A 13,476-nucleotide genomic window follows, 5' to 3' on the forward strand; every position below is an offset into this window, starting at 1 on the left:
GGTGTCGATCGGTCAGGCGGCGGCGCAGGTGGGTGTCGCGGTCGGGCCGGTGCCGGTGCCCTGGAAGCCGAACTCGGTGGTGCCACCGGCGGCCAGCTGCCCGTTGTAGCTGGCGTTGCGGAAGCTGACCGTGCCGGTGCTGCCGCCGGCGGTGGCACTCCAGGTGCTGGTCACGGCGCTGCCGGCGGGCAGGGCGACGCCGACGTTCCAGCCGGTGATCGGGGCGGACCCGGCGGTGACCCTGATGGTCGCGACGAAGCCGCCGTTCCACGAGTTGAGCGACACCGACGCGCTGCAGGCCCCGGACGGCTGCGGCGGAGTGCTGACGCTGGTGCTGGGCGACGGTGCGGACGGCGAGGTGGTGGTCCCGCCGGCGTTGAGGGCGTTCAGCACCGAGGTGTATGCCGCCTTCTTGTTCCCGGAGCCGTCGAACAGCAGCGGGTTCTCGCCGCTGCGCCACGAGTCGGTGTCCCGGATGCCCCAGACGGTGATGCCGGCGCACCGCGACACCGCCATGCAGGCCCTGGTCACGCTCGCGTAGACGTTCGCCTGGTTGCCGCCCTGCGCCACGTCCAGCTCGGTGATCTGGACGTCGACGCCCAGGTCGGCGAAGCGCTGCAGGTTCGCCTGGTAGTCGCCGGGGATCCCGGTGCCCAGGTGCGACTGGAAGCCGACGCAGTCGATCGGCACGCCGCGGGACTTGAAGTCGCGGACCATGGTGTAGACGCCGGTCGACTTCGCGTTGATCCCGTCGGTGTTGTAGTCGTTGTAGCAGAGCTTCGCGCCCGGGTCGGCGGCCCGCGCGGCCCGGAAGGCGGCCTCGATCCAGTCGTTGCCGGTGCGCTGCAGGTTGGAGTCGCGGCGGGCCCCGCTGCCGCCGTCGGCGAACGCCTCGTTCACCACGTCCCAGGCGTAGATCTTGCCTTTGTAGTGCGTGGCGACCTGGGTGACGTGGTTGATCGCCGCACTGCGCAGCGCGCTGCCGGACAGTGCCTGCGCCCAGCCGGGCTGCTGGTTGTGCCAGAGCAGGGCGTGCCCGCGGACCCGGGACCCGTTGGTCAGGCCCTGGTTGAGAATGCGGTCGCCGTTGGTGAAGGTGAACCGGCCCTGGGACGGTTCGGTGGCGTCCCACTTCATCTCGTTCTCCGGGGTGACCGCATTGAACTCGCGGGTCAGGATCCCGGTGTAGGTGGTGTCGCCGAGCCGGCCGGCAGCGATCGCGGCGCCGAAGTACCGGCCGGTCTGCGCGGCCGAGGCGCCGAGCGTGGTCGCCGCCTCGGCGGTGCCGATCACCGCGACGCTCGCGGCCACGACGACTCCCGCGGCGGCCGAGGCCAGCAGCAGGGAGCGGGTTCTGCGGAGCAGGGACATGGCGGGGGCCCTTCCGTGGGAGCGCTTCCATCAATGAACGGCAATGTTGCCAATACATTTCGCGGCAAGGCAAGATCCGACCATCGTGGTGGCGCCGGCATAACGATTTCCGATCCGGAAATTGATGACCGCAAAAGTGTTATCTCCGGTGCCGTGCCGTGGTCGTGCGACGAGATCGGCTTTTTCGGATGGTGCACCAAGCTGTTCGTCTCCGGTGCCACCTGGGCGGACGCCGGTCGTCCGGGAGCGTGCCGCGAGAGAGCGGCAAAAGACCTCTTGAATGTCTGGAAACATCCTGACAACCTTCGGAAACAGGTCTGTTAGCGCTCCCATCCCCTTCCGGTGTTGCGTTCTAGTACCGTCCGAGCAGCGGAAACACCGGTGTGAGCGATAACAGGTCCACCATCCCTCGAAAGGACCCCGCCATGCCCCGAAGCAGCCTGCCTGGACGACGACGGTGGTTCCGGACAGCGATCCTCGCCGTCCTCTGCGTCGCCGGCGTGATCGCCCTGCCCGGCTCCGCGGCGCAGGCACTCGACAACGGGGTGGCGCGCACCCCGCCGATGGGCTGGAACAGCTGGAACACCTTCGGCTGCAACATCAGCGAATCGCTGATCCGGCAGATGGCCGACGCGGTGGTCAGCAGCGGCATGCGCGACCTCGGCTACCAGTACGTGGTGGTGGACGACTGCTGGTTCAACCCGAACCGGGACTCGGCCGGCAACCTGCAGGGCGACCCCACGCGGTTCCCCAGCGGGATGAAGGCGCTCGGCGACTACCTGCACGCCAAGGGCCTCAAGTTCGGCCTCTACGAGGTGCCGCTGGACAAGACCTGCGCCCAGTACTTCAACAGCTATCCCGGGGCGACCGGCAGCCAGGGACACGAGGCGCAGGACGCGCGGCAGTTCGCCGCGTGGGGGGTCGATTACCTCAAGTACGACTGGTGCTCGCCGACCGGCACGATCAACGACCAGGTCACCACGTTCGCGAAGATGCGCGACGCGCTGGCGGCCACCGGGCGGCCGATCGTCTACAGCATCAACCCGAACAGCGTGCACGCCAAGACCGGCCCGCAGCGCAACTGGGGAGACGTCGCCAACATGTGGCGCACCACCGAGGACATCAGCGCCGCCTGGGACACCGGGCAGACCAACGGCTACCCGATGGGCGTCAAGAACATCGTGGACGTCACCGTGCCGCTGGCCGGATACGCCCGCCCCGGGCAGTTCAACGACCCGGACATGATGGAGGTCGGGCGCAGCGGGCTGACCGACACCGAGCAGCGCAGCCACTTCGCGCTCTGGACGATGCTGGCCGCGCCGCTGATCGCCGGCAACGACCTGCGGTCGATGAGCACGGCCACCCAGACCATCCTGAAGAACCCGCGGCTGATCGCGATCGACCAGGATTCGCTCGGCCTGCAGGCCACCCAGGTCAGCAACGACGGCACCCGCCGCGTACTGGCGAAGAAGTTGTCCAACGGTGACGTCGCGGTGGCTCTCTACAACCAGGGTGGCGCCACCACGACCGTGTCGACGACCGCCGCGGCGATCGGCAAGTCCGGCGGTTCCCTCACCCTGCAGGACGCCTGGACCGGCGGCACGACGACCAGCACCGGCGCGATCAGCGCAAGTGTCCCCGCCCACGGCACGGTGGTCTACCGGGTCAGCGGCGGGGGAACGGGCACGCCGCCGGCCGGCGCGACGCTGGTCAGCGCCTCCTCGGGACGGTGCCTCGACGTGCCGAACAGCGCCACGGCCAACGGTACCCAGCCGGCCGTCTGGGACTGCAACGGCGGCGCCAACCAGCAGTGGACCGCCGGCGGGGCGACCCTGCAGTCGCTCGGCAAGTGCCTGGACGCGCCGACCGGCGCCACCGCCGGCAGCAAGGTCCAGCTGTGGGACTGCAACGGCGGCACCAACCAGCAGTGGACCCTCAACGCCGACGGCACGATCCGCGGCACCGCCTCCGGCCTGTGCCTGGACGTCGACCACAACCTGACCGCGAACGGCACCCCGGTCCTGCTCTGGACCTGCACCGCCGCCGTCAACCAGCGCTGGAGCCGTGGCTGATGCCGAAACGATCCTGGGCGGCCGCCCTTCTGATCCTGGCGAGCCTGGCCGTCCCGTCCGCCGCGCACGCCGACAACCCGATCGTGCAGACCGTGTACACCGCCGATCCGGCGCCGATGGTCTACAACGGGCGCGTCTACCTCTACACCGGTCACGACGAGGACAACTCGACGTACTACACGATGAAGGACTGGCGGCTGTTCTCGTCCGCCGACATGGTCAACTGGACCGATCACGGTTCGCCGATGAGCCTGGCCACCTTCAGCTGGGCCGGTGCGAACGCCTGGGCCGGTCAGGTGGTCCCGCGTAACGGCAAGTTCTACTGGTACGTGCCGGTCACCGACCGGGCGACCGGGCGGATGGCGATCGGGGTCGGGGTGGCGAACAGCCCCACCGGGCCGTTCACCGACGCCCTCGGGCATCCGCTCGCCGAGAACGGTGAGATCGACCCGACGGTCTTCATCGACGACTCCGGCCAGGCCTACCTCTACTGGGGCAACCCCAACCTGTGGTACGTGCGGCTCAACCCCGACATGATCAGCTACACCGGGGGGATCCAGCAGATCCCGCTGACCACGGCCGGGTTCGGCACCCGGACCGGCAGCACCAACCGGCCGACGTTGTACGAGGAGGGCCCCTGGGTCTACAAGCGCAACGGAACCTACTACAACGTCTTCGCCGCGAAGTGCTGCTCGGAGTTCATCGGTTACTCCACCGCGCCCGGACCGACCGGGCCGTGGACCTATCGCGGCACGGTGATGCCGACCCAGGGTGGCAGCTTCACCAACCATCCGGGCGTCATCGACTTCAACGGCAATTCGTACTTCTTCTACCACAACGGCGCGCTGCCCGGCGGCGGCGGATACACCCGCTCGGTCGCGGTGGAGAGGTTCAGCTACCACGCCGACGGCAGCATCCCGACGATCACCATGACCACGGGCGGGGCGCCGCAGGTCGGGACGCTCAACCCGTACGTCCGGCAGGAGGCCGAGACCATCGCCTGGAGTTCCGGCGTGGAGACCGAGGCGACCAGCGGCGGCCGGAACGTCGGATACCTCGAGAACGGCGACTACATCAAGGTGAAGGGCGTCGCCTTCGGTACGGGGGCCACCTCGTTCTCGGCCCGGGTCGCCTCGGCCACCTCGGGGGGCCGTCTCGAACTGCGGCTGGGCAGCGCCACCGGCGCGGTGGTGGGCACCTGCACGGTGCCGGGGACCGGCGGCTGGCAGACCTGGACCACGGTCACCTGTCCGGTCAGCGGGGCGACCGGCACCCCGGACCTGTATCTGCGGTTCACCGGCGGCAGCGGCTATCTGTTCAACGTCGACTGGTGGCAGTTCGCGGGGGCGGGGAGCGCGCGATGAGGATCCGCCCGCTCGCGGCCGCCGACATCCGGCCCGGCTCGGGGCGGACCGCGACGTTCTCGTACAGCACCACCGGCAGCACGTTCACCCCGCTGGGCCCGGCGTTCACCCTGAACAACGCCCGGCAGTTCTTCATGGGTCACCGGTTCGGCCTCTTCGACTACGCCACCCAGGCGCTGGGCGGCGCGGTCACCGCCAACCGGTTCGACCTGACCACGCCCTGAGGCGCGGCCACCGCATCCACATCAAGGAGCGACTCATGACCCCGTTCCCGATCAGCCGCCGCGGCCTGCTGCAGGCGGCCGGCGCCGGCGCGGTGGCCGCCGGCCTCGGGCCGATCTCCCGGGCCGACGCTGCGGCGGTTGCGCCGGCCCGGGCCGACCTCGGTGTCTCGGCCTTCCCGTTCGACCTCGGACAGGTGCGGCTGACCACCGGACGATTCCTGGACAACCAGACGCGCACGCTGAACTACCTGCGCTTCGTCGACGCCGACCGGCTGCTCTACAACTTCCGGGCCAACCACGGCAGGAGCACCGGCGGCGCCGCGGCCAACGGCGGCTGGGACGCGCCCGACTTCCCGTTCCGCACCCACGTGCAGGGTCACTTCCTGACCGCGTGGGCGCAGGCCTGGGCCGCGCTGGGCGACACCACCTGCCGGGACCGGGCGAACTACATGGTCGCCGAGCTGGCCAAGTGTCAGGCGGCCAACGGCTACCTGTCCGGTTTCCCGGAGTCCGACTTCACCGCCCTGGAGGCGGGCACCCTCAGCAACGGCAACGTCCCCTACTACTGCGTGCACAAGACGCTCGCCGGGCTGCTCGACGTCTGGCGGCTGATCGGCGGCACCCAGGCCCGCGACGTGCTGCTGCGGCTCGCGGGATGGGTCGACACCCGGACCGCGCGGCTGACCACCAGCCAGATGCAGGCCATGCTGGGTACCGAGTTCGGTGGCATGAACGAGGTGCTGGCCGACATCTACCAGCAGACCGGCGACGGCCGCTGGCTCGCCACCGCCCAGCGGTTCGACCACGCCGCCGTCTTCACCCCGCTGGCCGCGGGCGCCGACCAGCTCAACGGGCTGCACGCCAACACCCAGGTGCCCAAGTGGGTGGGTGCCGTCCGGGAGTACAAGGCCACCGGCACCACCCGCTACCGCGACATCGGGCTCAACGCCTGGAACATCACCACGGGCGCGCACACCTACGCGATCGGCGGCAACAGCCAGGCCGAGCATTTCCGTGCCCCGAACGCGATCGCCGGCTACCTCACCAACGACACCTGCGAGCACTGCAACTCCTACAACATGCTCAAGCTGACCCGGGAACTGTGGCTGACCGACCCGGACCGGGCGGCGTACTTCGACTTCTACGAGCGGGCGCTGCTCAACCACCTGATCGGCGCGCAGAACCCGGCCGACAGCCATGGCCACATCACCTACTTCACCCCGCTACGGCCCGGCGGGCGGCGCGGGGTGGGACCGGCCTGGGGCGGCGGCACCTGGTCCACCGACTACGCCAGCTTCTGGTGCTGCCAGGGCACCGGGGTCGAGACCAACACCAAGCTGATGGAGTCGATCTACTTCTTCAGCGGGACCACCCTGACGGTCAACCTGTTCACCCCCTCGGTGCTGTCCTGGGCCGAGCGGGGCATCACCGTCACGCAGGCCACCGCGTACCCGGTCAGCGACACCACCACGCTGACCGTGTCCGGCACGCCGAGTGGGACCTGGAGCATCCGGGTGCGCATTCCGGGCTGGACGACCGGCGCCACCCTCGCGGTCAACGGCGTGGCGCAGGGCGTCGGCGCCACCCCGGGCGGCTATGCCACCGTCACCCGCGCCTGGGCGGCGGGCGACGTGCTGACCGTCCGGCTCCCGATGCGAGTGATCATGCAGCCGGCTGCCGACAACCCCGCGGTGCAGGCGATCACGTACGGCCCGGTGGTGCTCTGCGGCAACTACGGCGGCACCACGCTGTCGGCGCATCCGTCGCTGAACGTGTCGTCCATCGCCCGGACCGGGAGCGGCAGCCTGGCCTTCACGGCTACCGCGAACGGCGCCACCGTGTCGCTCGGCCCGTTCCCCGACGCGCAGGGGTTCGACTACGCCGTCTACTGGAACACCGGGTCCGGTGGTGAAGCGGCCTACCAGGTGGTGAACGTCGCGTCCGGGCTGGTGTTGGGCGTCCAGGACATGTCCACCGCGGACGGCGGCCGGGTGATCGTCTGGGGCGACACCGGCACCGCGGACCACCGGTGGGTCCAGGTGCCCGACGGCGGCGCCGTGCGGTTCCGCAACGTCAACAGCGGCAAGGTCCTCGGCGTCCAGAACATGGCGACCACCGACAACGCCCCCGTCCTGCAGTGGGCCGACAACGGCACCGCCGATCACCGCTGGACGCTGGTCGCCAACGCCGACGGCTCGTACCGGATCCGCAACGTCAACAGCGGCCGGGTGCTCGCCGTGTCCGGCGGTGCGAGCACCTGGGGGAGCCAGGTGGTCCAGACGTCCGACACCGGCGGCACCGGCAACAACTGGCGTCTCGTCCGGGTCGCCTGACCCCGGACCCACCACCACAGGGAGAGAGCTCGTGAAGAGAACCAGACCAATCTCCGCGTACGCGGCGGCAGCCGGCGTCGGTCTGCTGGCCTCGACGGCCGCGGTGATGACGGTGCCCGCGCACGCCGCGGCCGCCGGGTGCTCGGTCACCTACGCCGTGTCGTCGCAGTGGGACGGCGGTTTCGGCGCCAACGTCTCGGTCACCAACCTCGGTGATCCGCTCACCGGCTGGACGGTGACCTGGACGTACGGCGCCGGGCAGACCGTGACGCAGGCCTGGAACGCCACGGTGACCCAGAGCGGTTCGGCGGTCACCGCGAAGAACGTCGCCTACAACGGCTCGGTCGCCACCGGCGGCACCGTGTCGTTCGGCTTCAACGGCTCGTGGACCGGCAGCAACCCGGCGCCGGCCGGGTTCGCGGTCAACGGCGTCGCCTGCACCGGATCGCCGGGCTCGCCGTCCCCGTCCAGTCCGTCCCCGTCGTCGCCGTCCCCGTCGCCCTCGACCCCGGGCGGGACGTGCACGCTGCCGTCGACCTACCGATGGAGCTCGACCGGAGCGCTCGCTCAGCCGAAGTCCGGCTGGGTGGCGCTGAAGGACTTCACCAACGTCGTCTACAACGGCAAGCACCTGGTGTACGCGTCGGACGTCGCCGGCTCCGGCTACGGATCGATGGCCTTCACCCCGTTCACCGACTGGTCGGACATGGCCGCGGCCGGCCAGAACGGGATGAGCCAGGGCACGGTCGCGCCGACCCTGTTCTACTTCGCGCCGAAGAACATCTGGGTGCTGGCCTACCAGTGGGGGCCCACCGCGTTCAGCTACAAGACCTCCACCGACCCGACCAACGCCAACGGCTGGTCGGCGCCGCAGACCCTGTTCACCGGCAGCATCACCGGCTCCGGCACCGGCGTGATCGACCAGACGCTGATCGGCGACGGGCAGAACATGTACCTGTTCTTCGCCGGGGACAACGGCAGGATCTACCGGGCGAGCATGCCGATCGCGAACTTCCCGGGCAGCTTCGGCTCCTCGTACACCACGGTCCTGAGCGACTCGACGAACAACCTGTTCGAGGCCGTTCAGGTCTACAGGGTGCAGGGACAGAACCAGTACCTGATGATCGTCGAGGCGATCGGCAGCCGGGGCCGCTACTTCCGGTCGTTCACCGCGAGCAGCCTCGGCGGCTCCTGGACCCCGCAGGCGGCGTCCGAGAGCAACCCGTTCGCCGGCGCGGCCAACAGCGGCGCCACCTGGACCAACGACATCAGCCACGGCGACCTGGTGCGGAACAACCCGGACCAGACGATGACCGTCGACCCGTGCCACCTGCAGCTGTTGTACCAGGGCAAGAACCCCGGTGCCGGCGGCACGTACGACCAGCTGCCCTGGCGCCCGGGCCTGCTGACCCTGCAGCGCTGACCGCCTCGACGTCACCGGTGCGGCCACCGCCGAGGGGGCCGCGGTCGAACCCGTGGTCCGGCGACGGGGGATCGCATCAGCGGTGGCTCCGCACCTGAAAAACAGTCCACGGAAGTGTTATGCCGTCGGCGTCCGGAAGGTCGAGGTGACGCCGACGGCGATCACCTTGAATGTGGCGAAACATCCTGGCAATGTTCGGTACGCGACTGTTAGCGCGCGCATTGTCCGCCGGGCCGGCGACGGTGCGCCGCGGATCACCAGCCGGCGAGGTTGACCTGGCGACCGTGGTCGTTCACAGTCTGTTGGCCCGCGGTGTGACGATGACGAGGGAACATGGCAGCTACCCGGACGGACGCCGCCGGTCTGGTCCGGGCGGCTCAGGCCGGTAACCGCGCCGCCCGCGACGAGCTGGTCGGGGCGTACCTGCCGGTCGTCTACACGATCGTCCGGCAGGCCCTCGACACCGACCCGGACGTCGATGACGTGGCTCAGGACATCATGCTGCGCGTGCTGCGGCAGCTGCGGTCGCTGCGCTCCCCGGACAGCTTCCGGTCCTGGCTGGTGGCGATCGCCCTGCGGCAGGTCAGCACGCACCAGCACCGCCGGGCCCGGGACGCGGCCCGGGCGGTGCCGATCGACGAGGCCGCCGGGGTGCCGGACGTCGGCGCGGAGTTCGAGGGCGTCACCGGTCTGCGCGCCGACCTGTCGGCGCAGCGCCGCCAGGTGCGCCGGGCCGGCCGCTGGCTGGACCCGGACGACCGGTCCCTGCTGTCGCTGTGGCTGCTGGAGGCCTCCGGGCACCTGACCCGGGCGGAGCTCGCCGACGCGCTCGGCGTCACGGTGGTGCACGCCGGCGTCCGCGTCCAGCGGATGCGCGCCCAGCTGGAGGTGAGCCGGGCGATCGTGGCGGCCCTGGACGCCGAGCCGCGGTGCCCCCGGCTCGGTGCGGAGCTGGCCGGCTGGCCCGGGACGCCGGGCCCGCGGTGGCGCAAACGCCTGGCCCGGCATGTCCGTGGCTGCCCGGTCTGCACCCGGGCGGCCGGCGATCTGGTGCCCGCCGAGCGCCTGCTGCCCGGCCTGCTGCTGCTCCCGGTGCCCGCGGCGCTGACCGCGACGGTGCTGGCCAAGAGCGTGGGTGCCGGGGCGGTGCTGTCCGTCGCCGCCGGCAAGGCGGGCGTGTTCGGCCAGCTGGCGGCGCTGGCCGCGGCGCACCCGGTGGTGACCGCGGTGACCGCCGGCACGCTGATCGTCGGCGCCACCGCGGGCGCGGTCTCGGTGACCGCGCCGGAGGTGCCGCGACCGGCGACGATCGCGCGGACCCCGCAGCCGGCCACCATCGCGGCGCCGGCGCCGGTCACCGCACGCGCCACCACGGGTGCCACCCGGGGCACCACCCCGAGGCCGGCCGGAACCGGCACGCTGCGCGCCGGTCCGGTGTCGCTGGAGGCGGCGAACGCCACCGGGCGCTACATCACGGCGGCCGGCAGCTACGGCATGCTGATCGGGACCGGCCGGGGCGGCCCGGCGGCGACCCGGCAACCGGCCACCTTCCGCGCGGTGGCCGGGCTGAACGACCAGCGGTGCTTCTCGTTCCGCGCGGCCGACGGCCGATACCTGCGGCACGCCTCGTGGCGGCTGCGGCTGAACGCCGACGACGGCACGGCGCTGTTCCGTGGGGACGCCACCTTCTGCCCCGGCGCGGGCCAGGCGGCCGGCTCGATCACGCTGGAGTCGTCCAACTATCCGGGCTGGTTCCTCCGGCACCGCGGCGACGAGCTGTGGGTGGACCAGTTCGACGGTTCCGCGGCCTTCCGGGCCGACGGGTCGTTCCTGGTACGCCCGGGGCTGGCTGGCTGAGCCGACCCGGGCACCGCCCGCCGGATAACCGAAAAATGCTTTCCCGATTCTGTTATGCGCGCGTATTTGCGCTGGTCGGGGTGATCTTCGTTTGAATTCGCCGGACCCGTCTGGCACGATCGCTTCACGAATGTGAGCGCTCCCATTCCGGTTTCCGCACGCGAACGCACCGCCTGCCGGCCCCGACCGGCGGCGACCCCATCCCCGAAAGGCACCACCCCCATGAACGCACGGAGCCGGCCCCGCCGGTTACGCACGCTGCTGCCCGTCCTGCTCACCGCGACGGTGGCCGCCGGAGCGGCGCTGTTCTTCGCCGGCACCTCCGACGCGGCGAGCACCCTGGGCGCCTCGGCCACCGCCCGCAACCGCTACTTCGGCGCCGCGATCGCCGCCTCGAAGCTGGGCGACGCCACCTACGCCGGGATCCTGAAGCGCGAGTTCACCGCGGTCACCCCGGAGAACGAGATGAAGTGGGACGCGACCGAGCCGTCCCGGGGATCGTTCACCTTCACCGCCGGCGACCGGATCGTCACCCAGGCGCAGGCCAACGGGCAGCGGGTCCGCGGGCACACGCTCGCCTGGCACTCGCAGATGCCGGGCTGGGCGCAGGCGCTGTCCGGCAGCACCCTGCGGTCGGCGATGCTCAACCACGTCACCCAGGTCGCCACCCACTACCGCGGCAAGATCTATGCCTGGGACGTGGTGAACGAGGCGTTCGCCGACGACGGGCGGGGGACCCGCCGTGACTCCAGCCTCCAGCGCACCGGCAACGACTGGATCGAGGCCGCGTTCAAGGCCGCGCGGACCGCCGACCCGTCGGCCAGGCTCTGCTACAACGACTACAACACCGACGGCATCAATGCCAAGAGCACCGCGGTGTACGCCATGGTCAAGGACTTCAAGGCGCGCGGCGTGCCGATCGACTGCGTCGGCTTCCAGTCCCACCTGACCGGCGCGATGCCCGCCGACTACCAGGCCAACCTGCAGCGGTTCGCCGACCTCGGCGTCGACGTGCAGATCACCGAGCTGGACATCGCCGGCTCCGGGCAGGCCGACGCGTACGCCGCGGTCACCCGGGCCTGCCTGGCGGTCGCCCGGTGCGCCGGCATCACGGTCTGGGGCATCCGGGACAGCGACTCCTGGCGGACCGGCACCAACCCGCTGCTGTTCGACGCCGGCGGCGCCAAGAAGGCGGCCTACACCGCGGTGCTCAACGCGCTGAACGCCGGTGGCGGTTCGACCGGCTCGACCATCGCCCCGGCCACGGCGATCGACACCAGCGCCTGGTATGTGCTGGTCAACCGCAACAGTGGCAAGGCGCTGGACGTGTACAACCTGGCGACCACCGACGGTGCGCGGATCGCCCAGTTCACCCGTAACGATCAGACGCAGCAGCAGTGGCAGTTCGTCGACTCCGGCGGTGGCTTCTACCGGCTGAAGTCGAAGCTGTCCGGCAAGGTCCTGGACGTCTCCGGCAAGTCGACCGCCGACGGCGGCGCGATCGTCCAGTGGGCCGACAACAAGGGCGCCAACCAGCAGTTCAGCGTGCAGTCCGGCAACGGCTTCATCCAGCTGATCAACCGGAACAGCGGCAAGGCCGTCGAGGTGCAGGGCGCCGCCACCACCGACGGCGCCAACGTCGTGCAGTACACCGACGGGAACGGCACCAACCAGCAGTGGCAGCTCGTTCCGGTCGGCGGCGGGAGCACTCCCACCACCTCGCCGGCCTCCGGATCGTGTGCGCTTCCGTCGTCCTACCGCTGGACGTCGACCGGCGCGCTCGCCACGCCGAAGTCCGGCCGGGTCGCGCTGAAGGACTTCACGACCGTTCCCTACAACGGCAGGCACCTGGTGTACGCCACAACCCACGACACCGGGTCGAGCTGGGGTTCGATGAGCTTCAGCCCGTTCACCGACTGGACCGACATGGCCTCGGCGACGCAGAACTCGATGAACTTCGCCGCGGTCGCGCCGACCCTGTTCTACTTCGCGCCGAAGAGCATCTGGGTGCTCGCCTACCAGTGGGGCGGCTCGGCGTTCTCCTACCGCACCTCCAGCGACCCGAGCAACCCGAACGGCTGGTCGGCGGCGAAGACCCTGTTCTCCGGCAGCATCACCGGCTCCGGCACCGGCCCGATCGACCAGACGCTGATCGGCGACGGCACGAACATGTACCTGTTCTTCGCCGGGGACAACGGCAAGATCTACCGGGCGAGCATGCCGATCGGCACCTTCCCGGGCAGTTTCGGCACGTCGTCGGCGGTGGTGATGAGCGACAGCACCAGCAACCTGTTCGAGGCGGTGCAGGTCTACAAGGTGCAGGGGCAGAGCCGGTACCTGATGATCGTCGAGGCGGTGGGGTCCGGCGGGCGCTACTTCCGGTCGTTCACCGCGACCAGCCTGGGCGGCTCCTGGACCCCGCAGGCGGCCACCGAGGCCAACCCGTTCGCCGGCAAGGCCAACAGCGGCGCCACGTGGACCAACGACATCAGTCACGGTGAGCTGGTCCGGGCCACCGCGGATCAGACGATGACCGTGGACCCGTGCCACCTGCAGCTGCTGTACCAGGGCCGCTCGCCCAGCTCGGGCGGCGACTACGGCCTGCTGCCGTACCGGCCCGGGGTGCTGACCCTGCAGCGCTGACGCGACCGGTCCGTGGGGCGTCCGCACCCCGGTGAGGACGCCCACGGACCGTCGTACTGTGCAATAAAGTTTAAAATTGTAGGAGGTTGACAAGATCATTGCGGTCGCGTTGACTCCGGGGATCGCTTTCGCGAAGACCATTCGCCCTGTTCCCGTTCACCCTCAGGTGTGCCGGTACCCCGCGCCACC

General features: G+C 70.5%; 9 protein-coding genes. 8 read left to right on the top strand and 1 reads right to left on the bottom strand.

The window, feature by feature from the left end; translation table 11 throughout:
• Window positions 1–12: 12 nt before the first annotated feature.
• Window positions 13–1,371 (bottom strand): endo-1,4-beta-xylanase, encoded by a 1,359-nt coding sequence (locus ACSP50_RS12845; RefSeq protein ID WP_014689977.1) that lies wholly within the window; start codon window positions 1,369–1,371, stop codon window positions 13–15.
• A 33-nt stretch (window positions 1,372–1,404) separates the two neighbouring features.
• On the opposite strand from ACSP50_RS12845, the gene ACSP50_RS41795 reads away from it, so the two are divergent.
• The 8 genes from ACSP50_RS41795 (at window position 1,405) to ACSP50_RS12880 (ending at window position 13,287) form a co-directional block, all read left to right on the top strand.
• Window positions 1,405–1,695 (top strand): hypothetical protein, encoded by a 291-nt coding sequence (locus tag ACSP50_RS41795; RefSeq protein WP_155123486.1) that lies wholly within the window; start codon window positions 1,405–1,407, stop codon window positions 1,693–1,695.
• A gap of 101 nt (window positions 1,696–1,796) precedes the next feature.
• Complete coding sequence (locus ACSP50_RS12850) at window positions 1,797–3,443, top strand: glycoside hydrolase family 27 protein (RefSeq protein WP_014689976.1); 1,647 nt, start codon at window positions 1,797–1,799, stop codon at window positions 3,441–3,443.
• Complete coding sequence (locus ACSP50_RS12855; RefSeq protein ID WP_014689975.1) at window positions 3,443–4,807, top strand: glycoside hydrolase family 43 protein; 1,365 nt, start codon at window positions 3,443–3,445, stop codon at window positions 4,805–4,807. Before ACSP50_RS12850 ends, ACSP50_RS12855 begins: the two co-directional genes overlap by 1 nt.
• Window positions 4,804–5,031 (top strand): hypothetical protein, encoded by a 228-nt coding sequence (locus tag ACSP50_RS12860; protein WP_014689974.1) that lies wholly within the window; start codon window positions 4,804–4,806, stop codon window positions 5,029–5,031. Before ACSP50_RS12855 ends, ACSP50_RS12860 begins: the two co-directional genes overlap by 4 nt.
• A 35-nt stretch (window positions 5,032–5,066) precedes the next feature.
• The gene (locus ACSP50_RS12865) at window positions 5,067–7,364 is read left to right on the top strand and encodes a beta-L-arabinofuranosidase domain-containing protein (protein WP_014689973.1); all 2,298 of its coding nucleotides are present in this window, start codon (window positions 5,067–5,069) and stop codon (window positions 7,362–7,364) included.
• Window positions 7,365–7,470: 106 nt separating this feature from the next.
• Window positions 7,471–8,787 carry a non-reducing end alpha-L-arabinofuranosidase family hydrolase gene (locus tag ACSP50_RS12870; RefSeq protein WP_099344056.1) on the top strand — a complete coding sequence of 439 codons (1,317 nt, stop codon included), beginning with the start codon at window positions 7,471–7,473 and terminating at the stop codon, window positions 8,785–8,787.
• Between the two features lie 333 nt (window positions 8,788–9,120).
• Window positions 9,121–10,644, top strand: a complete 1,524-nt coding sequence (locus ACSP50_RS44785) for a sigma-70 family RNA polymerase sigma factor (protein ID WP_014689971.1) — start codon at window positions 9,121–9,123, stop codon at window positions 10,642–10,644.
• A 222-nt stretch (window positions 10,645–10,866) separates the two neighbouring features.
• On the top strand, window positions 10,867–13,287 hold the full coding sequence (locus tag ACSP50_RS12880) for a non-reducing end alpha-L-arabinofuranosidase family hydrolase (RefSeq protein WP_014689970.1): 2,421 nt from the start codon (window positions 10,867–10,869) through the stop codon (window positions 13,285–13,287).
• The last annotated feature ends 189 nt before the right edge of the window (window positions 13,288–13,476 follow it).

It is taken from the genome of Actinoplanes sp. SE50/110 (assembly GCF_900119315.1).
Classification (GTDB): domain Bacteria; phylum Actinomycetota; class Actinomycetes; order Mycobacteriales; family Micromonosporaceae; genus Actinoplanes.